Here is a 23,188-nt window from a genome sequence, read left to right on the forward strand (position 1 = left end):
AGGCAACAAGCGGCAAAGATGATGTGTAGAGAGTAATTAATCGTTTGCGTCGTGCAGTTATTCTTTTATCACATTTTTTTCTTATACGCCCGGTAGATTTTGTCGCAGAATCAGCGCCGGGAATTTATTGATATTATTATCAATGAACGGATTTACGCTGCGTCAACACGCTGACAAGCAACTGAAGGTAAAACTCATTTATGAACACGAATCCTCGGCCTCGTGATATTCCACAAATACTGCTATCTGTGCTGTTTTTGGCACTGATGATCATCGCCTGTTTATGGATAGTTCAGCCGTTTATTCTGGGCTTCGCCTGGGCATCGACTATCGTTATTGCCACCTGGCCGGTCCTGCTCTGGTTCCAGCGCAAACTTTTTGGCCACCGTTCTTTGGCCGTACTGGTCATGACGCTGCTGCTTTTTTTACTGTTCGTTATCCCCATCGCGCTGCTGGTTAACAGCCTGGTTGATGGATCCACACCGCTGGTGCACGCCATTACCAGCGGTACGCTCAGCCTGCCCGATCTGGCCTGGCTGAACAGCATTCCTTTTGTGGGTGCCAAACTCTACAGTGGCTGGCATAGCCTGCTGGATATGGGCGGCAGTGCGCTGATGGCGAAAGTCCGCCCGTATATCGGCACCACGACCACCTGGTTTGTCGGTCAGGCCGCGCACGTCGGGCGATTCCTGATGCACAGCACCCTGATGCTGCTGTTCAGCGCCCTGCTGTACTGGCAAGGTGAAAAGGTGGCGTTTGGTATGCGCTACTTCGCAACCCGTCTGGCGGCGAAACGCGGCGATGCGGCGGTGCTGCTGGCGGGCCAGGCGATTCGCGCCGTGGCGCTGGGCGTGGTCGTCACCGCGCTGACGCAGGCGGTGCTTGGCGGCATCGGCCTCGGCATCTCTGGCGTGCCGTACGCTACGCTGCTGACCGTGGTGATGATCTTCTCCTGCCTGGTGCAGTTGGGGCCGTTGATCGTGCTGGTTCCGTGCATTATCTGGCTCTACTGGACGGGTGACACCACCTGGGGCACGGTGCTGCTGGTATGGAGTTGTGTGGTTGGGACGATGGATAACGTGATTCGCCCGATGCTAATCCGTATGGGTGCTGACCTGCCGATGATTCTAATCCTCTCCGGCGTTATCGGCGGCCTGGTCGCATTCGGCATGATCGGCCTGTTCATTGGCCCGGTGCTGCTGGCCGTCTCCTGGCGTCTGTTTGATGCCTGGCTGCACGAAGTGCCGCCGCCGTCACGAGACCCGGATCAGGTTCTGGAAGAGCTGGCCGAGCTTGAGCAGAATAACTATCCAAAACCGTAAGAGAAAAAAGGCGGGGCAACCCGCCTTATACTTAAGCAAAATTCACCGTTACCCCTTCTTGCCCAGCGCCTTTCCTTCGCTTTCTGCGACATGCCACGGAAATTATTCACATTTCTTTAACTATTGAGACGAATCTGATCGACGCTAAAACCGGGCATGGCCTAGTATAAGTTCCAAGGTACTAGATCAACCCCTTGATTTATATATCCCCTGAGAGAAACACCGAATTGCTGTGTGTAGTCTTTGCCCAACTCCCACGTTGGGCTTTTTTTTGTCTGTCATCTGGCAAAATCCCGGCGTCAGCGCCCTACACCGACTCCGGGAATAAGGGGAAATTAACGTACTTCGCAGCGGCTCATCATGCGCCAGTCAAACGGCAGCATGCGAGTTTCACCCGTCACCTGCACCGTTGCTCGCCCATGAATCTGCGCGCACGAGCTGCCCACCTGCAGTTCGAACTCACCGGGCTCAACAATGCGCTGACCGTCGTAGCTAGTGAAATTCAGCATATCAACCGGCACGGTGAAGGTGAGCGTGGCCTGTTCATTCGGTGACAACGTCACACGCTGGAAGGCTTTTAACTCCTGTAATGGACGCACCATTGAGGCAACCTTGTCCCGCACGTACAGCTGAACCACTTCGCTGCCGCTGTGCTCGCCGTTATTTTTAACCGTGACGCTAAGGGTAATTTCACCGTCGATAGCGACCTGGTTTTGCAGTAACTGCGGCGTGCCGTAGCTAAATTCTCCCCAGCCCTTACCATAGCCAAACGGGTATAGCGCACCGAAGTGGAAGGCAAACGGCGTGCCGCCACTTTTCAGCTTGTGGTTATAGTAGAACGGCATTGCCCCGGCGCTTTTCGGCACGCTAACCACCAGACGCCCCTGCGGTTCGGCACGACCGGTTAAGACATCGGCAACAGCCCAGCCACCTTCCTGACCCGGTGCCCAGGCCAGCAGTAAGGCCGCCACTTTGGATTCTAACCCCTGAAGGTTGTATGGCCGACCGCCGGTCATCACCACAATTACCGGTTTACCGGTATCCACCAGCGCCTGCAGCAATTGTTGCTGCACGCCCGGCAGGTTCAGACTGTCGGTATCGGAACCCTCCCCGACGGTGCCACTCTGGAATAGCCCGGCCAGATCGCCCACGCAGGCCACCACCACATCGCTACCCTGCGCGGCGCGCACCGCCTCCGGGATCAGACTCAGGTCGTGCGAAACTGGAGAAGACTGCATCGGTTTACCGGAGCTATCACCTGGGAAGACCGGCGCACCGGCCATACGCTGTTCAATGATATGACAGCCTTTGGCATAGCGGACGTGGTCATCCCCCAGATAATGGCGCAGCGCCGCCAGCGGCGTAGTAACCTGTGAGGTTTTCTCCATCATGTCGCTGATGATCAGATGCACTGGGAAGCTGTAACCGCTTAACAGCGCCAGCGGATCATCCGCCGTCGGGCCCACTACCGCCAGCTTCGGTTTACCGGTCAGCGGTAGCGTCTGACGATTTTCCAGCAGCGTCATGGAACGCGTAGCGACTTCGCGCGCCACCTTACGGGTGGCATCAGACTGCAGCGAAATGGCGTCTTCATCGGTATACGGATGCTCAAACAGGCCGAGACGGAACTTCTCCGTCAGAGTACGCGCCACAATCTCATCGATTTTCTCCGGCGTCATCAACCCGCGAGCGACCGCCTCCGCCAGATGACGCGCACAGTCGTCTTTTGGCAGTTCAACGTCCAGCCCGGCGTTGAATGCCAGCGCCGCCGATTCCGCCGCATCCTGCGCAACGCCGTGATGCTGATGCAGCAGGCTCACCCCGCCGTAATCCGCCACCACGATGCCGTCAAAGCCCCAGCGCTCACGCAGGACGGTGGTCAGCAGGAAGCTGTCACTGTGGCCCGGCTGATTATCAATATCGTGATAGGCCGGCATCACCGAACCGGCATTGGCCTGCTTGACCGCCATTTCAAACGGCAGCAGGAAGGTATCGTTCAGTTCACGAAAACCCAGATGTACCGGCGCATGGTTACGCGCCCCTTCGCTAAACGAGTGACCAACGTAGTGCTTCAGCGTCGCCAGCACGTCTCGCTTTTCGCCCTGCAGGCCCTCAACATAGGCACACGCCATCACCCCCACCAGCCACGGGTCTTCGCCAAAGGTCTCTTCCGTGCGCCCCCAACGAACATCGCGGGAGACATCCAGCACCGGGGCCAGCCCCTGCTTGCAGCCGGTAGAGCGCGCTTCTTCGCCGATTTGCTGGGCGGCACGCTTAACCAACTCCGCATCCCAGGTCGAGCCATAGTTCAGCGAGGACGGGAACAGCGTCGCGTCTTTACACAGCAGCCCAACCAGGCACTCTTCGTGGAACAGCGCGGGAATACCCAGCCGCGTCTCTTCCATCATCATTTTTTGCAGACGGTTAGCCGCCCGAACGCCAGTTTTGGCATCCACAATATGGGTGCCCAGCGGGCGGGTGATTTGCCCTACGCCGAGTTTTAAACGCTCGTGCAGCGACGTCTGCTCGCTGACGCCAGCAAACTCATCGCTCATATCCGTTCTTTCACGGTGATTGCCGTCTTCCGATAGCACCAGCCACCAGGCGTGCATCTGGGCATATTTTTCTTCGGGGGTCATGCGCGCCAGTAAGTCTGCCACGCGTTCCTGAATCGGGCGCTGAGGGTCTTTATAAATCGGGGTCATAGCCGTTCTCCTGAGTCGCTGATAAGTACCCGAAATCATTGGTTAATGATGAGGGGTAAGCACACGGTGCTAACATTTGCGAATCAGTATTCAGAAGTGATGCGTGGGGAACAATTGTAGAAATTGCCAGCAGATTTATGATTTTTGGTTTTCTTACCGGAGTGTGATCCGCCGCAACCCTATAGGCAAAAAAATCCCGGGACGATGCCCGGGATTTCAGTACGCGATGGCGTTACTTTTTCAGTTCAGCCAGGCTTAACCAGGTCTGCACGACGGTGTCCGGGTTCAGCGACAGGCTGTCGATTCCCTCTTCCATCAGCCAGGCGGCAAAGTCTTCGTGGTCAGAAGGACCCTGACCGCAAATACCGACGTATTTACCCTGCTTCTTCGCCGCGCGAATCGCCATCGACAGCAGCGCTTTCACCGCGTCGTTGCGTTCGTCGAACAGCGCAGAGACAACGCCGGAGTCACGGTCAAGACCCAGCGCCAGCTGCGTCATGTCGTTTGAGCCGATGGAGAAGCCGTCAAAGTGCTCAAGGAACTGGTCCGCCAACAGGGCGTTAGACGGGATCTCACACATCATGATGATTTTGAGTCCGTTTTCTCCGCGCTTCAGCCCCTGACGCGCCAGTTCGTCCACTACCGCTTTCGCCTGCTCCACGGTACGCACGAACGGCACCATGATCTCAACGTTAGTCAGCCCCATATCGTTACGCACGCGCTTCACCGCATCGCACTCCAGCGCGAAGCAGTCGCGGAAGCTATCTGAAACGTAGCGGCCAGCGCCACGGAAGCCCAGCATCGGGTTCTCTTCTTCCGGCTCGTAGCGCTCGCCGCCCACCAGGTTGGCGTATTCGTTCGATTTGAAGTCAGAGAGGCGGACGATAACGCGTTTCGGGTAGAACGCCGCACCCAGCGTCGCGATCCCTTCGGTCAGACGGCCTACGTAAAACTCTTTCGGCGAGTCGAAGCCTTTCATCATCTCGCGGATTTCGTTTTGCAGCTTAGGCTCCTGGTCATCAAACTCCAGCAGCGCACGTGGGTGCACGCCGATCATACGGTTGATGATGAATTCCAGGCGCGCAAGACCGACGCCCTCGTTCGGCAGGCAGGCAAAGTCGAACGCACGGTCAGGGTTACCGACGTTCATCATAATCTTCAACGGCAGGTCCGGCATGGTATCGACGCTGGAGCTTTTCACGCTGAAGTCCAGCAGGTCGGCGTAGACGTAGCCAGTGTCGCCTTCGGCGCAGGAGACGGTGACTTTCTCGTCATCCTTCATGCGCTCGGTGGCATCACCACAGCCTACCACCGCTGGAATGCCCAGTTCACGGGCGATAATCGCCGCGTGACAGGTACGACCGCCGCGGTTGGTAACAATCGCCGCCGCTTTTTTCATGATCGGCTCCCAATCCGGGTCGGTCATGTCGGTGACCAACACATCGCCAGGCTGGATACGGTTCATTTCGCTGATGTCGTGAATGACTTTCACCGGGCCTGCACCAATGCGATGACCGATGGCACGGCCTTCAGAGACAATGCGACCCTGGGAGTGCAGCGTATAACGCTCCATCACCTGGCCACGGGAACGCACGGTTTCCGGGCGAGCCTGAACAATAAACAGTTTGCCGGTGTGACCGTCTTTCGCCCACTCGATGTCCATTGGACGACCGTAGTGTTTTTCGATCTGCACGGCCTGCTTCGCCAGTTCCTGCACTTCATCGTTGGTCAGTGAGAAAATGTCACCCTGCTGCTGCGGCACATCTTCAATACGTACCTGCTTACCGTGCTCCTGCGTAGGCGCGTAAACCATACGGATCTTTTTCGACCCCATGGTACGGCGCACAATTGCCGGGCGGCCAGCGGCCAGCGTCGGTTTGTGGACGTAGAATTCATCGGGGTTGACCGCGCCCTGTACGACCATCTCACCTAAGCCCCACGCGGAGGTGATAAACACCACCTGATCAAAGCCGGATTCAGTATCGATAGAGAACATCACGCCGGAAGACGCGAGGTCAGAACGTACCATCAACTGAACGCCAGCAGAGAGCGCGACGCCGCGGTGGTCGTAACCCTGGTGAACGCGGTAGGAGATGGCTCGGTCGTTGAACAGCGAAGCAAACACGTGCTTCACCGCCACCAGCACCGCTTCATAGCCCTGGACGTTAAGGAAGGTTTCCTGCTGACCGGCGAAGGACGCATCCGGCATGTCTTCCGCGGTGGCTGAGGAGCGCACGGCGAAAGAGGCGTTGGCGTTGTCGGCAGCCAGTTGGTTGTAGGCTTCGTGAATAGCCTGTTCCAGTTCGCTCTGGAAAGGTGTGTCGATGATCCACTGGCGGATCTGCGCGCCAGCTTTCGCCAGGGCGGTAACGTCGTCAATATCGGTGTTATCCAACAGTTGATAGATCTGCTGGTTCACGCCGCTCTGGTCGAGAAACTGATTAAACGCATCGGCAGTGGTGGCAAATCCGTTGGGTACAGAAACCCCCATTCCGGACAGATTCGTAATCATTTCACCCAAGGAGGCATTTTTGCCTCCAACTCTGTCTACATCATTCATGCCGAGTTGGTTGTACCAAAGCACCAGCGGTGACGAGCCATTGTTGGACATCGAACAATCCTTTTTTGATTAAAGAAGCAGTGATAAGTAACGACTGACTACTTAAATTATCCTCGCATATTTAAACGGCTGAAAAAAACGGTGAATCGTGTAAGCAAATTATTTTTTTACTTTTTCGGATTGATTCCAGGTTATTCATAACCTACTGATTCAGCTGAAAAGGCACAGCAACCAGCGGTCTATTGGTAGCTTTTTGAAATTGAAACGACCATTTCATTAAAAATAAAAATACCGTTTCATTTTTAAATTTAAGACAAATACCACGAGCTTGTGTTTAAATTTAATTTCCCCTTTCAGGCAATTAATGGGAGTCAAGCAATATGGATAACGCAGTCGACAGGCAGGTGTTTTATATTTCTGACGGTACCGCCATCACGGCGGAAGTCCTCGGCCACGCGGTGATGTCGCAGTTTCCGGTGGCGATCAACAGCATCACCCTGCCGTTTATCGAAAGCGAGAGTCGCGCCAGGGCGGTAAAGGAACAGATTGACGCTATCTACCAGCAAACCGGTATTCGCCCGCTGGTCTTCTATTCCATCGTTATTCCCGAAATTCGTCACATTATTCTGCAATGTGAAGGTTTTTGTCAGGACATCGTTCAGGCGCTGGTGGCGCCATTGCAGGAAGAACTGAAGCTTGACCCGACGCCTATCGCCCATCGCACCCATGGTTTAACGCCTGGTAACCTGACCAAGTACGACGCCCGTATTGCCGCCATTGATTACACGCTGGCGCACGACGACGGTATCTCACTGCGCAATCTCGACCAGGCGCAGGTTATTCTGCTTGGCGTGTCGCGCTGTGGAAAAACCCCTACCAGCCTATACCTGGCAATGCAGTTTGGTATTCGCGCCGCCAACTACCCGTTTATTGCCGATGATATGGATAACCTCGTGCTGCCCGCGTCGCTCAAGCCGCTGCAGCATAAACTCTTCGGGCTGACCATCAACCCTGAACGCCTGGCAGCCATCCGCGAGGAGCGCCGGGAAAATAGCCGCTATGCGTCAATGCGCCAGTGCCGAATGGAAGTCGCCGAGGTTGAAGCGCTGTACCGCCGACATCAGATCCCGTGGCTGAACAGCACCAACTATTCGGTTGAAGAAATTGCCACTAAAATCATGGACATCATGGGATTAAGCCGCAGAATGTACTAATACACTAGTACAATACATCGAATTTATTTATCATGGCAGTGTGATTGAGCGCACATTACGCGCCACCCTTGAATTTAGCGGGGATTGGTTTATCGTGATGTGCATCACTTCCCAGCATATTGACTGGCGAAGCAACAAATTTCTGAGATATCCATGAATAAGACCGATGAACTGCGTACCGCTCGCATTGAGAGCTTGATTACGCCTGCTGAACTTGCTCAGCGCCACCCTGTGTCAGCGGACGTTGCAACGCACGTTACTGCTTCACGCCATCGCATTGAAAAAATCCTCAACGGTGAAGATCGTCGTCTGCTGGCGATTGTCGGCCCTTGTTCCATTCACGACCTCGATGCTGCAATGGATTACGCTCGCCGTTTACAGGTGCTGCGTGAAAAACATCAGGGCGAACTCGAAATCGTGATGCGCACCTATTTTGAAAAACCGCGCACCGTAGTTGGCTGGAAAGGACTGATCTCCGATCCAGACCTGAACGGCAGCTACCGCGTGAATCACGGCATTGAGCAGGCGCGCAAATTACTACTGCAGGTGAACACCCTTGGCGTGCCGACGGCAACCGAGTTCCTCGATATGGTGACCGGTCAGTTTATCGCCGATCTCATCAGCTGGGGCGCTATCGGTGCTCGTACCACGGAAAGTCAGATCCACCGCGAGATGGCCTCTGCACTCTCCTGCCCGGTCGGCTTTAAAAACGGCACCGATGGCAACACGCGGATCGCGGTGGATGCCATTCGCGCTTCCCGCGCCAGCCACATGTTCCTGTCGCCGGACAAAAATGGCCAGATGACCATTTACCAGACCAGCGGCAACCCGTACGGGCATATCATCATGCGCGGTGGCAAAAAGCCAAACTACCACGCCGACGATATTGCCGCAGCCTGCGATACGCTGCACGAATTCGACCTGCCGGAGCATCTGGTCGTCGATTTCAGCCACGGCAACTGTCAGAAACAGCACCGCCGTCAGCTGGAAGTGTGCGATGACATCTGCCAGCAGATCCGCAACGGCTCCTCGGCGATTGCCGGGATCATGGCCGAAAGCTTCCTGCGTGAAGGCACGCAGAAAATCGTTGCCGACCAGCCGCTGACCTACGGTCAGTCGATCACCGACCCTTGCCTGAGCTGGGAAGATACCGAACTGCTGCTGGAAAAACTGGCTGCGGCCGTCGCCACCCGTCTGTAGTCTCCCCCGCCCGCTGTTTTACAGCGGGCAATAAATCCCTTATCACACAAAATGATAAATAACGCTTGCGGTTAATATAACGATTACTGATAATGGTTATCATTGTTACATTGATTTTCATTATGAAAAATGTCGCTAATGGATACGTGCGCAGCAGTGGAACCGCAAAAGGATAATACCCCTCGTCCTCTCCCCACCGATCGTCGGATTGATAGCCTTGCGCTATTAGGTCAGGAAGGTCGAGTCATCATCGAACACGGTGAACAGCAATATTTACTGCGCCAGACTCAGGCGGGAAAACTCATTTTGACGAAATAGCTGCGCCACCACCGGCAGCACAGCGTATTGATTAACTTGAACAGCTTACTTCCAGCCGTTTACCCCAGTCCGGCGGACGGAGGCTATAGTCATCTTCACGGTCGCTCCACGGATCGCGAAGCGCTTTATGCAGACGGTGCAACTCCTGATAATCGCCCTTTTCGGCCTGTTCAATGGCACGCTGCGCCAGCCAGTTGCGCAGGACAACGGTAGGATTCGCCTGCTTCATCGCCCGTTGGCGCAGGGCATCATCAACCTGCTCCTGCTGCAAGCGCGTGCGATACTGTGTAAACCACGCATCAAAGGCTGCGCGGTCAATAAACTCATCGCGCAGCGGTGAAGCAGCGTTCTGTTGCTCGGTTTCGCTCAGCATACGGAAGGTTCGCGTGTAGTCACTGCCCTCACGTTCCATCAGCGCGTACAGCCCGTTTAGCAGATCATTATCGCCGTTCTCTTCGCTGAAGAGTCCAAGCTTCTGACGCATCCGCTGACCGTATTCCCGGAACAGCACCGACTGATAGCTATCCAGCGCCGCATTGAGCGTATCCACGTCAATGAGCGGCGACAGCGCCTGCGCCAGGCACTGCAGGTTCCACAGACCAACCGCAGGTTGATTATCAAAGCGATAGCGTCCCTGGTGATCCGAGTGGTTACAGATGTACCCCGGCTGGTAATCATCAAGGAAGCCGAACGGACCGTAGTCCAGCGTCAAGCCGAGAATCGACATATTGTCAGTATTCATGACCCCGTGGGAGAAGCCGACCGTTTGCCAGCGGGCAATCATGCGGGCAGTACGGGCGACCACGTCCTGGAACCACAGACCATAGCAGTCCGGTTCGTCCTGCAGATGCGGCCAGTGGTGGCGAACCGTGTATTCCGCCAACTGACGAACGCGGTCCATCTCCCGGCGATAGTAGAAATGCTCGAAGTGGCCAAAACGAATATGGCTTTCGGCGATACGCATCAGCATCGCGCCAGACTCTACGGTTTCACGATAAACCGGCGTGTCGCTGGTGACGATCGCTAGCGCACGGGTGCCCGGAATGCCCAGGTAGTGCATCGCTTCAGAGGCCAGACTCTCCCGCAGCGTGGAGCGTAATACCGCGCGCCCATCCCCCATTCGTGAATAGGGCGTCAGCCCGGCACCTTTCAGGTGCCAGTCAACCGTTTTACCGTTTTCCAGCTGTTGCTCACCGAGCAGGATCCCGCGACCATCGCCTAGCTGACCGGCCCAGACGCCAAACTGGTGTCCGCTGTAGACCTGCGCCAGCGGCGACATGCCCGGCAAGAGCGTTTCACCGCCCCAAATGCCAGCTCCGTGTTCAGGGGCAAATAGAGAATCAGGAACAGCGAGTTCGTGCGCCAAAGGCGCGTTATGCCAGATGAGACGGGCATTGGTTAACGGCGTCGGCTGTAGCGCACTGTAAAATCCCGGCAGCTCATCGCGCCAGCGAGTGTTAAATGACAGGTTCATGGTTCCTCCTGCCCGTAGTGTATTGGGTTACGGTACGTTAAACACCCGAGGAAACGCAGGGTTATTGTTGCACTAATGTTATTAATGAGGATTCCGATACCACCGGCCACAGCGTACCGAGCATCGCGCTAAATCCATAAGGAATAACGCGCTGGCGGATATTTTCATCATCAATGCCTGACACCATAATCCCCTGACAGTAAGGCTGAATCTGACTCACGATGGCGCGCATAAACGGCTCAAACGAGAGCGATTTCAACTGGCGCTGCACAAAGCTTTTATCCAGCACGATGCGTTTGAATAGCCCGGCAAAAACGGCTTTCGTGGAGGCATTTCCTGCGCCAAAGTCGCTGAGCGCGAGCGGAAAACGTTGGCTCAAGCGGGTGAGCGGATGGTTTTCATCAATATCATTCAGACCTGGATACTGCTCACTAACGGCCAGTTCAAGAAAAGGTAAACGCTGAACGCTGGCGGCCAGTTCATCGTCGCTGAGTAGTGCTTCAACCACGCCCGGCGGGATCATTATCCATGCGGTTAAATTATGCTGCATAAAGAACAGCTGACAGGTGGTCAGCAAGGCTAGTTTTTCCTGAAACAACGTTATTTCTTGTTGTTGAGTAAGACGGGGTAACACCAGACTTGTAGGAATTCGGACGTGGTTATTAAGGCCTGTAAACTGGCACACCACCTTCAGACCAACAAGTTGCCCCTCGCTATTTCGGGCGGGAAGAAAATACAACTGAGAAGTATATGTATTATCCAGCGATACAATCATTGCGACTGCCCTTCACTTAAAGCCATGTCCGGGTTCCTGACGTCACAAAGTAAAAAACCTTCGGTGATGGAGACGGTATCTATTCCTTTCATCGGTTCCTTTTTATTTCATCAATCCGTCACTGGATCGTAATGATTGTAATCGAAAGTAATGGAATAACACAATCAACCTTAAGTTCTATGATCTTGCCTAACAAAATTAAGAATATAGCAGGCTACTTATTATAAATTTCACAATCTATTAAAAGAAAAGGAGGCATTTCGCCTCCTTTTCTTTTTGATTAAATTCGCCTGGCTTGCCAGAAATTTTTTCGCCAGTAGACGTTATCCAGCGAGGACCGCGTCACGCCCTGGCTGGTCGAAGCGTGAATAAACTGGTTATCGGTATCGTAAATACCAACGTGTAGCCCACTTTCACCCGCTCCGGTTTTGAAAAAGACCAGATCACCGGGTAACAGATCGCCTTTGTCTATCTCAGTACCAATCTTCGCCTGTTGCCGCGTCTCCCTCGGCAGCTGCATTTCAAACTTATCGCGGAAAGTCATCAGCACAAACGCCGAGCAGTCCACACCACGGCGAGTCATGCCTCCGTAGCGATAAGGCGTACCGTGCCAGTTCTGAAGCTGGTCATTCAGACCAGCAATCACGGCAATAGAATCCGAAAGTCGGGGATTCGGCGGCGGCGCACGGTGGCTGCTACACCCTGCTAAAATGAATGCCACAAGAAAAAGAGTCCAGAAACGCATATCCAGCGCATCCTCTGTTTTTTTAATCAGCTAACAAATTATATCGATTCGCGATCGGCTGGCAAGCAATGCCTATAGCGGCAAGAAGAGTATGGATTAATTTTCGCCGTCATTGTCATAAATGAGCATTTGGTGACCAGCTATTTCCAGTTTCTGGAAAGTCATATTATAAGCGGCGGCTAAATAATCAGTCTGCAATACGCTTTCAGTTTCGCCACTGGCAATCATCTGCCCTTCACATAATAGCCATGTGCGGTCAGCATGGCGCAGCGTGTAGTTGAGATCGTGACTGCTCATCACCACGGCGACGCCCGCAGCACACAACTCCACCAGTAGCTTATCCAGTGCCGCCTGTTGGGCAACATCGAGGCTGTTCATCGGTTCATCCAATAGCAATAGCTGGCCGTCCGGGTTGGCGGCGGGATGAATCTGTAATATCACGGCCGCCAGTCGTACGCGCTGCCACTCTCCGCCAGAGAGTTGGCTGACGTTACGCCCCAGCTTATTGCTTAGCCCCAGCGCCTTTGCCACGTAAGCAGACAAGGAAGCGTCCTGAGTCGTAGATTGATGCAGCATCAGAAACTGCCAGACCGGCATAGCGAACGGTGCAGACTGGTGTTGGGAAAGATAGGCACGATGACGTGCCAGTTGGGCGGCGGACCAGTCATCCAATGACTGACCGTTAAGCGTTATCACCCCTTCCCCCCGGCTGAGCCCGGCCATTCTCGTCAGCAACGTGCTTTTCCCGGCACCGTTTGGCCCCACCAGATGCACCATTTCACCGCGCTTAACGTCGGCGGTAATACCCTGGAGCCTGCCCTTTTCACTGACGTTCTGAAGCTGCATCAAGGGCATCATGACTGCGCGAGAGCCTGCTTAATGGCTGAGGTCAGAATAGGATCGTCAGGCGTCATATCAGGAGAGAAACGGTTAATCACCTCACCATCGCGACCAATTAAAAACTTCTCAAAGTTCCACAGGATATCGCCGGGCTGTGCGGGCGCACGGCCTTTGCTCGCCATACGCTCGTAGAAACCGCTGCCTTCTGGCGCAATGGCGTCTGGCGCTGCGCGCGTCAGCAGGCTATAGAGCGGATGGCGCTGCTCGCCGTTCACCTCAACTTTGCTAAACAGCGGGAAAGTCACGCCGTAAGTAGTGCTGCAGAAGGTTTTGATCTCTTCTTCGCTGCCCGGTTCCTGGCCCAGGAATTGATTACATGGGAAGCCCAGCACGGTAAAGCCTTCCCCCTGCAAAGACTCCTGCAGCGCTTCCAGCTGCTCATACTGCGGCGTCAGGCCACATTTCGAGGCCACGTTAACGATCAGCAGTACCTTGCCCTTATAGCCTTCCAGGGTGGTTTTTTCGCCATCAATGGTGGTCACGAGGGTATTCAGAACATTGGTTTGCATAGCATCCTCTTTTCAGCGTGTTTGGGGTCTTATCGCCCGGCCTTTCATAATAGCCAGAGACGCGGGCGCGACACCAAGGCTTTTTAGCCAGGATGTTAATTCAGTATTTACCCGATTTAAGCAGCAGCCAGATAAACACCGGTGCGCCCAGGGTGGCCGTGACGACGCCAATCGGCAGCTCAGCGGCGGACAGCGCCAACCTCGCCACGATATCCGCAAACAACAACGTGCTGGCCCCAGCCAGTGCGCTAGCTGGCAGCAGCACCCTGTGGTCGGTCAGGCCGCACAGGCGCAGCATATGCGGCACCACCAGCCCGATAAAGCCGATAGCGCCTGCCAGCGCCACACTGACGCCCACCAGCCAGCCGGTCGCCATCACCAGCAGTTTACGCCACAACGCGATAGGTACCCCAAGCTGGCGCGCGGAGGTTTCACCCAACGCCAACAGGTTTAGCGGCTGCGATTGCCAACAAAGCCAGATGATTACCGGAACCAGCGCCCCCATCAGCCAGAGCTGCTGCCAGTCAACGCCGCCAAAACCGCCCATCATCCAGTACATCAACTGGCGCAGATCGAACGAGGTCGAAAAATAGACGGCCCAGGTCATCAGTGCACTACAGATAATCCCCAGCGCGACCCCGGCGAGCAGCAGACGGCTGGTCGATAAATGTCGGCGAGCAAAGCGCATCAGAATCGTGGTAATGGTCAGAGCCCCAACGATCGCTGCCAGTCCTGGCCCCCAGGCCGGTAGCAGCCCTTGCCCCAGCATCACCGCGGCAATCAGCCCTACACCTGCACCGTTTGAAACCCCGAGCAAACCCGGCTCAGCCAGCGGGTTCTCAAACAGCGCCTGCATCACGGTACCGGACAACGCCAGCGCGGCCCCCACCAGCACCACCGCCAGCGTACGCGGCAGGCGGATTTGCCAGATAAAGAGCTGCCCTTTCGCCGTGAACCATTCACCTGGTGCAATCCATTGGTCGCCGGCGCACAGGCCGATAGCCAGCATAAACAGGAGAAGAAGCGACAGTGCGATGAGCCAGCGGCGGTGAAGCCGCTGCTGTTGGGATGCATAAACCAGCATAGTTATCCGTAAGCTCGTAGAGAAGCGTTTGATTTTACGGTGGTTCCGCCACCAGGAAAAGAAAAAGGCCGCATGCGCGGCCTTTTTAGTTAGTTCAGATTACTCTTCTTTGGGTGTTGCGTTTTCGACCCGGCTTTTTAACTTCTGTCCTGGTCTGAAGGTCACCACACGCCGGGCTGTAATGGGAATATCTTCACCCGTTTTAGGGTTACGTCCCGGGCGTTGGTTTTTGTCACGCAAATCAAAGTTACCAAAACCGGAGAGTTTTACCTGCTCACCGTTTTCAAGAGCGCGACGGATCTCTTCGAAAAACAGCTCCACCAGTTCTTTGGCATCCCGCTTGCTAAGCCCAAGCTTATCAAACAGATATTCTGACATTTCAGCTTTTGTAAGCGCCATAGGTTCAATCCCTCAATGATGCCTGGAATCGCTCTTTTAATGCCTCTACACATTTGGCGACGGTAGCGGCAATCTCCTCTTCTTCGAGTGTACGGCTGGTATCTTGTAGGATCAGGCTGATAGCAAGGCTCTTATAGCCTTCCGCAACACCCTTACCACGGTACACGTCAAATAAGTTTACGCCAACTACCTGATTTACGCCAACTTTCTTACATTCGTTTAAAATATCTGCTGCAGGTACGTTTTCAGCAACCACAACCGCGATGTCGCGACGGTTTGCCGGGAAGCGTGAAACGTCACGAGCCTGAGGAACCACGCGGTCTGCGAGCTTGTTCCACTCCAGTTCAAACACCAGAGTACGGCCGTTCAGATCCAGCTTACGTTCCAGTTCCGGGTGAATAACACCAATGAAACCAACGCGTTCACCTTTCAGATAAATCGCCGCAGACTGGCCCGGATGCAGGGCTGGGTTCGCTTCTGCCTTGAACTGAATTTCAGATAATTTACCGGTCAGGTCGAGAACGGATTCCAGATCGCCCTTCAGATCATAGAAATCAACGGTCTCTTTTGCCAGGTTCCAGTGCTCATCGTAGCGGTTACCGCAGATAACGCCACCCAGCATCACGTCCTGACGAATACCCAGCGGAGCCTGAGTGTCCGGTACAAAGCGCAGACCGGTTTCAAAGATACGTACGCGGCTCTGCTGACGGTTCTGGTTATAAACCACGGTAGACAGTAGGCCGGTCCATAGGGACAGACGCATGGCCGACATTTCGCTGGAAATCGGGTTTGGCAGAATCAGCGCTTCTTCACCAGGGTGAACCAGCTGCTGAACTTTTGGATCCACGAAGCTATAGGTAATCACTTCCTGATAGCCTTTGTCGTTAAGCATGGTTTTCACACGCTTCAACGACAGGTTAGCTTCTTTATGGCTGCCCATCACCAGACCAGCCTGTACCGGCTCGTTCGGGATGCTGTTGTAGCCGTAAATACGCGCCACTTCTTCGATCAGATCTTCTTCAATTTCCATATCGAAGCGCCAGGTCGGTGCAACCGCCTGCCATTCGTCATTCCCCACGGTCACTTCACAGCCCAGACGAGTCAGGATATCGGTCACCTGTTCATCGGCAATATGATGACCAATCAGACGATCCAGCTTGCTGCGGCGCAGGGTGATGGTCGCGCGCTTAGGCAGTGTGGCGTCGTTAGTGACATCGATGATTGGACCCGCTTCACCACCGCAGATGTCGAGAAGCAGGCCGGTAGCACGTTCAATCGCTTTGTACTGCAGTACCGGGTCAACGCCGCGCTCATAACGGTGAGACGCATCGGTGTGCAGGCCATGACGGCGCGCACGGCCGGTGATAGACAGCGGGCTGAAGAATGCGGATTCCAGCAGCACGTTTTGCGTTTCATCGTTCACGCCAGAGTGCTCGCCGCCAAAGATACCGGCCATCGCCAGCGCTTTGTTATGGTCAGCAATCACCAGGGTATCGGCGTTCAGCTTCGCTTCGGTGCCGTCGAGCAGAACCAGGGTTTCACCCTCTTTTGCCATACGTACAACGATGCCGCCTTCGATGCGGTCTTTATCGAACGCATGCATTGGCTGGCCCAGTTCGAGCAGAACGTAGTTGGTGATATCGACAACCGCATCAATAGAACGGATACCGCAGCGACGCAGTTTCTCTTTCATCCACAGCGGGGTTGGCGCTTTAACGTTGATGCCTTTAACCACACGGCCGAGGTAGCGTGGGCACGCGTCGGCAGCATCGACCTGAATCGGCAGCACGTCGGCAACGGTGGCGGCAACGGCGTTGATTTCCGGCTCGTTCAGCGGCAGCTTGTTCAGCACGGCGACATCACGTGCAACGCCGATAATGCCTAAGCAGTCGGCGCGGTTTGGCGTCACGCTGATTTCAATGGTGTTGTCATCAAGCTTCAGGTATTCACGGATATCGGTACCCAGCGGCGCGTCGGCCGGCAGTTCGATAATGCCGCTATGGTCGTCGGAAATGCCCAGCTCAGAGAACGAGCACAGCATCCCTTCAGACGGCTCACCGCGCAGCTTAGCGGCTTTAATTTTGAAGTCACCTGGCAGTACGGCACCGATGGTCGCCACGGCAACCTTAAGGCCCTGACGGCAGTTTGGCGCGCCGCAGACGATATCCAGCAGACGTTCACCGCCTACGTTCACTTTCGTTACGCGCAGTTTGTCTGCATTCGGATGCTGGCCGCACTCAACCACTTCACCGACAACCACGCCGTTGAAGCTACCAGCAACGGCTTCTACGCCGTCCACTTCCAGGCCAGCCATAGTGATTTGACCCGACAGCGCTTCGCTATCAATCGCCGGATTCACCCATTCGCGTAACCACAGTTCACTGAATTTCATTGTTTTATCCTGCCCTTATTTAAACTGTTTGAGGAAACGCAGATCGTTTTCGAAGAATGCACGTAAGTCGGTGACGCCGTAACGCAGCATGGTCAGACGCTCCATGCCCATGCCGAAGGCGAAGCCGGAATAAACTTCCGGATCGATACCAACGTTACGCAGGACGTTCGGATGCACCATACCGCAGCCCAGAACTTCCAGCCATTTGCCGTTTTTACCCATCACGTCGACTTCAGCGGACGGTTCGGTGAACGGGAAGTAGGACGGACGGAAACGAATCTGCAGATCTTCTTCAAAGAAGTTACGCAGGAAGTCGTGAATCGTACCCTTCAGATTGGTGAAGCTGATGTTCTTATCAACAATCAGACCTTCCATCTGATGGAACATTGGGGTGTGCGTCTGATCGTAATCGTTACGATATACGCGGCCCGGCGCGATAATACGGATTGGCGGTTCCTGATCCTTCATGGTGCGGATCTGTACGCCGGAGGTCTGCGTACGCAGCAGACGGGTAGCATCAAACCAGAAAGTGTCGTGGTCAGCGCGTGCCGGGTGGTGCGCGGGAATATTCAGCGCATCGAAGTTATGATAGTCATCTTCGATTTCCGGACCCGTCGCCACGGTAAAGCCGAGCTCACCGAAGAAACTTTCAATACGGTCGATGGTGCGAGTAACCGGGTGTAAACCACCGTTTTCGATACGACGGCCCGGCAGGGAGATGTCGATGGTCTCTGCGACCAGACGGGCGTTCAGTACGGCGTTCTCCAGATCGGCTTTACGCGCGTTCAGTGCCTGCTGCACCTGCTCTTTCGCTTCGTTGATAACGGCACCCGCTGCTGGACGCTCTTCTGGCGGCAGTTCACGCAGTGTGGTCATCTGAAGGGTCAAGTGCCCTTTCTTACCCAGATATTCGACGCGGACATTGTCTAACGCGGCAACATCTGAAGCCTGGTTAATGGCTGCCTTGGCACTGGCAACCAGCTCTGCGAGATGTGACATGGTTTTCCTCATTATGTCGGTGCAGACACCGGTTTGGTGGACTTAATCTCGAATTCAGATACAAAAAAAGCCTCCATCCGGAGGCTTATTGGCGCTGATTTTTCGTTTCTTCTTTCACGCGCAAGCCTCCTGAGTTCAGGTGCTAAAGTAAAAGAAGAAGCGGAAAATAGCAGCATTCATGCTTGCGTTACCTTGTGTGGTAATAACCGTAGAGTCTTTATTGAAAGGTCTACGCTGATAAATGTCAATGCATTGATACGGTTAAAATGAAAAGAGGGAGACTAGCTCCCTCTTCCAACTGGCTTATGCCAGTGCTGCTTTCGCTTTTTCGACCAGAGCGGTGAACGCTACTTTGTCGAATACTGCGATGTCAGCCAGGATCTTACGGTCGATTTCAACAGAGGCTTTTTTCAGGCCGTTGATGAATTTGCTGTAAGAAATACCGTTCTGACGTGCTGCTGCATTGATACGTGCAATCCACAGCTGACGGAACTGACGTTTACGTTGACGACGGTCACGGTAAGCGTACTGACCAGCTTTGATAACAGCCTGGAAGGCAACGCGGTATACGCGAGAACGCGCACCGTAGTAGCCTTTAGCTTGTTTCAGAATTTTTTTGTGACGTGCACGAGCAATTACACCACGTTTTACGCGAGCCATGTGAGCTCTCCTGTATCTATATTCTTAGTAAAAAAAATTAAACGTTAACGGCTTATGCGTACGGCAGGCACGCGATAACCAGACCCAGATCGCCTTTAGACACGAGGCCTTTTGGACGCAGGTGACGTTTACGTTTAGTAGATTTTTTGGTCAGAATATGACGCAGGTTTGCGTGCTTACGCTTAAATCCACCACCACCGGTTTTTTTGAAGCGCTTAGCAGCACCGCGTACGGTCTTAATTTTAGGCATCTTAATAACTTCCACTTCGCATTGTTAATAAACGAAACGTAGGCGAACAATATCAGTGAAGCCCTAAGGCTCCACCAACATTGCTACTTGAAGGCCTTACTGTTTCTTCTTAGGAGCGAGCACCATGATCATCTGGCGGCCTTCGATCTTCGTAGGGAAGGATTCGACTACTGCCAGTTCACTCAGATCGTCACGGACGCGCGTAAGCACTTCCATACCGATCTGCTGGTGGGCCATTTCACGACCGCGGAAACGCAGTGTGATCTTAGCCTTATCGCCATCTTCGAGAAAGCGAACCAGGCTGCGGAGTTTTACCTGGTAATCGCCATCATCGGTCCCAGGACGGAATTTAATTTCCTTAACCTGGATAACTTTTTGCTTCTTCTTCTGTTCCTTAGAAGACTTACTCTTTTCATAAAGGAACTTGCCGTAGTCCATGATACGACAAACTGGCGGTTCGGCGTTAGGGCTGATTTCAACTAAATCTACTCCGGCCTCTTCAGCCTTTTCGATAGCTTCTCTCAGACTCACAATACCCAAAGCTTCGCCTTCCAGACCTGTCAAGCGAACTTCCAGGGCGCGAATCTCGCCATTGATACGATTCGGACGTGCCGTTTGAACTCGTTTTCCGCCTTTAATACCTTATTCCTCCAGTTGTTGAAGACTGCGGCTGCGAATCTCTTGTTGCAGCTTCTCAATCACTTCACTTACGTCCAGGCTGCCCAGGTCTTTACCACGGCGGGTGCGAACGGCAACTTTGCCAGCTTCCACCTCTTTGTCACCGCAGACCAACATATAAGGGACACGACGTAAAGTGTGCTCGCGGATTTTAAAGCCAATCTTCTCATTTCTCAAGTCCGCTTTTACACGAATGCCAGCATTTTGCAGTTTACGGGTCAATTCGTTAACGTATTCAGACTGAGAATCAGTGATATTCATCACCACAACCTGCACAGGGGCAAGCCATGTTGGGAAGAAACCAGCGAACTCTTCGGTCAGGATGCCAATAAAGCGCTCCAGAGACCCCAGAATTGCGCGGTGAATCATCACCGGTACCTGACGCTCGTTGTTCTCGCCTACATAAGAGGCGCTCAGACGAGACGGCAGAGAGAAGTCCAGCTGTACAGTACCGCACTGCCATGCACGATCGAGGCAGTCATACAGGGTAAATTCAATTTTCGGACCGTAGAATGCGCCTTCACCCAGTTGATATTCAAACGGGATGTTGTTTTCTTCCAGCGCAACCGCCAGATCCGCTTCAGCACGGTCCCACATTTCATCGCTGCCGATACGTTTTTCCGGACGCGTTGAAAGTTTGACCACGATTTTTTCGAAACCGAAAGTGCTGTACATATCATAGACTAAACGAATGCATGCGTTCACTTCATCACGCACCTGCTCTTCCGTACAGAAGATATGGGCGTCATCCTGAGTGAAGCCGCGTACACGCATCAAGCCATGCAGTGCACCTGACGGTTCATTACGGTGGCAGCTACCGAACTCCGCCATACGCAGCGGCAGGTCGCGGTAGGATTTCAGACCCTGGTTGAAGATCTGAACGTGGCCTGGGCAGTTCATTGGCTTGATGCAGTATTCACGGTTCTCTGAAGAGGTGGTGAACATCGCATCTTTGTAGTTGTCCCAGTGGCCGGTTTTTTCCCACAGCACACGGTCCATCATGAACGGGCCTTTCACTTCCTGATACTGGTACTCTTTCAGCTTAGAGCGTACGAAAGTTTCCAGTTCACGGAAGATAGTCCAGCCATCGTTATGCCAGAACACCATACCTGGTGCCTCTTCCTGCATATGATACAGGTCGAGCTGCTTACCGATTTTACGGTGATCGCGTTTTGACGCTTCTTCCAGACGCTGCAGATAAGCATTGAGGGCTTTTTTGTCCGTCCATGCAGTACCGTAGATACGCTGCAGCATCTTATTGTTGCTGTCGCCGCGCCAGTAAGCACCAGCGGTTTTCATCAGCTTGAAGTAGTGACAGAAACGCATATTCGGCACGTGCGGACCACGGCACATGTCGACGTATTCTTCGTGATGATACAAGCCAGGCTTGTCATCATGCGCGATGTTTTCATCGAGGATGGAAACTTTATAGTTCTCACCACGTTTGACGAAAGTTTCGCGGGCTTCGTGCCAGCTCACTTTCTTCTTGATGACATCGTAGTTTTTCTCGGCGAGCTCGTGCATACGTTTTTCGAGCGCGTCGATGTCTTCCTGGGTCAGCGTATGGTCAAGATCAACGTCATAATAGAAACCGTTGTCAATCACCGGGCCGATAGCCATTTTAGTGTTTGGCCAAAGCTGTTTGATCGCATGACCAAGCAGGTGGGCACAGGAGTGACGAATGATTTCCAGACCGTCTTCATCTTTTGCGGTGATGAGCGACAGGGTGGCATCGTTTTCAATCAGATCGGAAGCGTCAACCAGCTCACCGTTTACGCGCCCAGCGATGGTGGCTTTTGCCAGGCCAGGACCGATGTCCAGAGCAACATCCATTGGGCTAACGGCGTGGTCGTAATGGCGTTGGCTGCCATCAGGAAGAGTAATTACAGGCATTTAATGTCCTTATTTGCAGTGGTGCCCCACACGAAAGAGCACATACAAAACTATATGATTAAATTTATCAACAGGTTATGGATTGATTTCTGCTTCACTCTGCAAAAAATGAGGAGTGTGTACGAATTATGTACCCTGCTCCGCCTGCATCCGCCTGCCGATAACACCGTGGGTTAGTTTACACATCATCAGGACATGATAAAAGCCGCAATTACCCTATGGGGTACACACTGCTATCTTTACCAACAATTCTGATACACTACGTTTAATCTTAATGACATAGAGACAGAAAATGCCATCACATCGATTCGCGAAAAAACACTGGAAAATGGTACTGGTACTGATCGCTATCTGCGGCGCAATGCTTCTGCTCCGATGGGCGGCGATGATCTGGGGATAATGACGAGGGCGTTACGGTTAATAACGTGAAGCATTGAAGCCAATTTAACATTCTGGCCAGCACATTAAATATATACAGGAAATGCTGTTAACGCAGGTTAATTGACAATACGTGCGGCTAAATCCAATACAGATTTACATGTAAAATACAAAAACTGAAATTTGAATTTAAAATAATAGCAGCAAGAAAAACCGGTACCACTCTACCCGGTTTTCTCTGCCGGTATTAATAACTGAACAAAAATCAAATTATTACAGCACAGAAATATTAGGACCAACCGCCCGCAACCAGGGTGTGTACGTTAAATGCGTCATCCATAGACTGACCGGTAGACTGTGAGCCTGGCGCCATGTTAGAGCCTGCTTCAACGTCGTGCGCATTGGAGATACCGATGTGCTGTGCGGTAGTGGTGTTTGTAGAACTGGCAGGTTGAGTTACTGGTTCGGCAGCAAATACGCCGAAAGAGAGTGCTGACAGCAAAATAGCTGCAGATGCGATTTTGATATTTTTCATAATGTTTATTCTCTGACTTGATTAAGACTTTAGAACGCTAAGGCATCATTCTGCCCTTGAACATAGTCTAGATCCAGATCACACTTTTGCCTAGTCAAAATATTTAGCTATTCGTGTCAAATTTACTGAACATATGTCAGAAAGGTCGAATATGGAGATATTATGGAGAACTTGTATTTTTAATAAAATAAAACAGCG

The 23,188-nt window shown here is 53.3% G+C and carries 22 protein-coding genes, 1 other RNA gene and 1 other annotated feature; of the genes, 6 read left to right on the forward strand and 17 right to left on the reverse strand.

The features are described from left to right. Nucleotides 1-200 precede the first annotated feature (200 nt). Both ydiK and rprA read left to right on the forward strand, forming a co-directional pair. Entirely contained in the window at nt 201-1,322 is a 1,122-nt protein-coding gene (ydiK, locus tag AB2B48_RS07310) for an AI-2E family transporter YdiK (protein ID WP_368301391.1), read from the forward strand. Nucleotides 1,323-1,497: 175 nt separating this feature from the next. Further along, nucleotides 1,498-1,597, forward strand: an RNA gene (rprA, locus tag AB2B48_RS07315) — antisense sRNA RprA. 60 nt (nt 1,598-1,657) lie between these two features. On the opposite strand, the gene AB2B48_RS07320 is transcribed toward rprA, so the two are convergent. Both AB2B48_RS07320 and ppsA read right to left on the reverse strand, forming a co-directional pair. After that, nucleotides 1,658-4,027, reverse strand: coding sequence for a glycoside hydrolase family 3 N-terminal domain-containing protein (locus AB2B48_RS07320; RefSeq protein WP_368301393.1), 2,370 nt, complete (start codon nt 4,025-4,027; stop codon nt 1,658-1,660). Between the two features lie 232 nt (nt 4,028-4,259). After that, on the reverse strand, nt 4,260-6,638 hold the full coding sequence (gene ppsA / locus AB2B48_RS07325; RefSeq protein ID WP_185668636.1) for a phosphoenolpyruvate synthase: 2,379 nt from the start codon (nt 6,636-6,638) through the stop codon (nt 4,260-4,262). Between the two features lie 329 nt (nt 6,639-6,967). Between ppsA and AB2B48_RS07330 the strand changes: the two genes are divergently transcribed. The 3 genes from AB2B48_RS07330 (at nt 6,968) to hemP (ending at nt 9,319) form a co-directional block, all read left to right on the forward strand. After that, complete coding sequence (locus tag AB2B48_RS07330) at nt 6,968-7,801, forward strand: pyruvate, water dikinase regulatory protein (protein WP_333494879.1); 834 nt, start codon at nt 6,968-6,970, stop codon at nt 7,799-7,801. Nucleotides 7,802-7,954: 153 nt separating this feature from the next. Beyond that, nucleotides 7,955-9,001, forward strand: a complete 1,047-nt coding sequence (gene aroH / locus AB2B48_RS07335) for a 3-deoxy-7-phosphoheptulonate synthase AroH (protein ID WP_368301395.1) — start codon at nt 7,955-7,957, stop codon at nt 8,999-9,001. Nucleotides 9,002-9,139: 138 nt separating this feature from the next. After that, nucleotides 9,140-9,319: a hemin uptake protein HemP gene (hemP, locus tag AB2B48_RS07340; protein WP_333010383.1), complete on the forward strand. Its 180-nt coding sequence runs from the start codon at nt 9,140-9,142 to the stop codon at nt 9,317-9,319. A 31-nt stretch (nt 9,320-9,350) separates the two neighbouring features. On the opposite strand, the gene selO is transcribed toward hemP, so the two are convergent. The 14 genes from selO to thrS form a co-directional block, all read right to left on the reverse strand. Next, nucleotides 9,351-10,793 carry a protein adenylyltransferase SelO gene (gene selO, locus AB2B48_RS07345; protein WP_368301397.1) on the reverse strand — a complete coding sequence of 481 codons (1,443 nt, stop codon included), beginning with the start codon at nt 10,791-10,793 and terminating at the stop codon, nt 9,351-9,353. A 61-nt stretch (nt 10,794-10,854) separates the two neighbouring features. Beyond that, nucleotides 10,855-11,568, reverse strand: a complete 714-nt coding sequence (locus AB2B48_RS07350) for an EAL domain-containing protein (protein WP_333494876.1) — start codon at nt 11,566-11,568, stop codon at nt 10,855-10,857. A 280-nt stretch (nt 11,569-11,848) separates the two neighbouring features. Then, nucleotides 11,849-12,313 carry an NlpC/P60 family protein gene (locus AB2B48_RS07355; RefSeq protein WP_185668630.1) on the reverse strand — a complete coding sequence of 155 codons (465 nt, stop codon included), beginning with the start codon at nt 12,311-12,313 and terminating at the stop codon, nt 11,849-11,851. A 96-nt stretch (nt 12,314-12,409) separates the two neighbouring features. Then, a complete protein-coding gene (gene btuD / locus AB2B48_RS07360; RefSeq protein ID WP_368301934.1) occupies nt 12,410-13,168 on the reverse strand; it encodes a vitamin B12 ABC transporter ATP-binding protein BtuD in 759 nt (252 codons plus the stop codon). Next, complete coding sequence (locus tag AB2B48_RS07365; protein WP_368301400.1) at nt 13,168-13,722, reverse strand: glutathione peroxidase; 555 nt, start codon at nt 13,720-13,722, stop codon at nt 13,168-13,170. Before AB2B48_RS07365 ends, btuD begins: the two co-directional genes overlap by 1 nt. A 100-nt stretch (nt 13,723-13,822) precedes the next feature. Next, nucleotides 13,823-14,806 (reverse strand): vitamin B12 ABC transporter permease BtuC, encoded by a 984-nt coding sequence (gene btuC / locus AB2B48_RS07370; protein WP_220440811.1) that lies wholly within the window; start codon nt 14,804-14,806, stop codon nt 13,823-13,825. Between the two features lie 99 nt (nt 14,807-14,905). Beyond that, complete coding sequence (gene ihfA, locus AB2B48_RS07375) at nt 14,906-15,205, reverse strand: integration host factor subunit alpha (protein WP_003030571.1); 300 nt, start codon at nt 15,203-15,205, stop codon at nt 14,906-14,908. A 4-nt stretch (nt 15,206-15,209) separates the two neighbouring features. Beyond that, nucleotides 15,210-17,597 (reverse strand): phenylalanine--tRNA ligase subunit beta, encoded by a 2,388-nt coding sequence (pheT, locus tag AB2B48_RS07380; protein ID WP_368301402.1) that lies wholly within the window; start codon nt 17,595-17,597, stop codon nt 15,210-15,212. 15 nt (nt 17,598-17,612) lie between these two features. After that, a complete protein-coding gene (gene pheS, locus AB2B48_RS07385; protein ID WP_368301404.1) occupies nt 17,613-18,596 on the reverse strand; it encodes a phenylalanine--tRNA ligase subunit alpha in 984 nt (327 codons plus the stop codon). Between the two features lie 60 nt (nt 18,597-18,656). After that, nucleotides 18,657-18,781, reverse strand: a sequence feature (Phe leader region). After that, nucleotides 18,732-18,776, reverse strand: coding sequence for a pheST operon leader peptide PheM (gene pheM, locus AB2B48_RS07390; RefSeq protein WP_001386830.1), 45 nt, complete (start codon nt 18,774-18,776; stop codon nt 18,732-18,734). (Overlaps the previous feature by 45 nt.) Before the next feature lie 118 nt (nt 18,782-18,899). After that, on the reverse strand, nt 18,900-19,256 hold the full coding sequence (gene rplT / locus AB2B48_RS07395; protein ID WP_000124850.1) for a 50S ribosomal protein L20: 357 nt from the start codon (nt 19,254-19,256) through the stop codon (nt 18,900-18,902). Between the two features lie 52 nt (nt 19,257-19,308). Continuing rightward, entirely contained in the window at nt 19,309-19,506 is a 198-nt protein-coding gene (gene rpmI, locus AB2B48_RS07400) for a 50S ribosomal protein L35 (RefSeq protein WP_003030583.1), read from the reverse strand. A gap of 96 nt (nt 19,507-19,602) precedes the next feature. Beyond that, nucleotides 19,603-20,145, reverse strand: coding sequence for a translation initiation factor IF-3 (infC, locus tag AB2B48_RS07405; RefSeq protein WP_071828920.1), 543 nt, complete (start codon nt 20,143-20,145; stop codon nt 19,603-19,605). Between the two features lie 3 nt (nt 20,146-20,148). Then, nucleotides 20,149-22,077 carry a threonine--tRNA ligase gene (gene thrS, locus AB2B48_RS07410; RefSeq protein WP_035896278.1) on the reverse strand — a complete coding sequence of 643 codons (1,929 nt, stop codon included), beginning with the start codon at nt 22,075-22,077 and terminating at the stop codon, nt 20,149-20,151. 292 nt (nt 22,078-22,369) lie between these two features. On the opposite strand from thrS, the gene yniD reads away from it, so the two are divergent. Continuing rightward, on the forward strand, nt 22,370-22,477 hold the full coding sequence (yniD, locus tag AB2B48_RS07415) for a small membrane protein YniD (protein ID WP_185668624.1): 108 nt from the start codon (nt 22,370-22,372) through the stop codon (nt 22,475-22,477). A gap of 267 nt (nt 22,478-22,744) precedes the next feature. Here the strand turns inward: yniD and AB2B48_RS07420 are convergent, their stop codons facing one another. After that, a complete protein-coding gene (locus AB2B48_RS07420) occupies nt 22,745-22,990 on the reverse strand; it encodes a hypothetical protein (protein ID WP_185668623.1) in 246 nt (81 codons plus the stop codon). Between the last annotated feature and the right edge of the window lie 198 nt (nt 22,991-23,188).

This window comes from Kluyvera sichuanensis (genome assembly GCF_040930405.1).
Taxonomy (GTDB): Bacteria; Pseudomonadota; Gammaproteobacteria; order Enterobacterales; family Enterobacteriaceae; genus Kluyvera; species Kluyvera sichuanensis.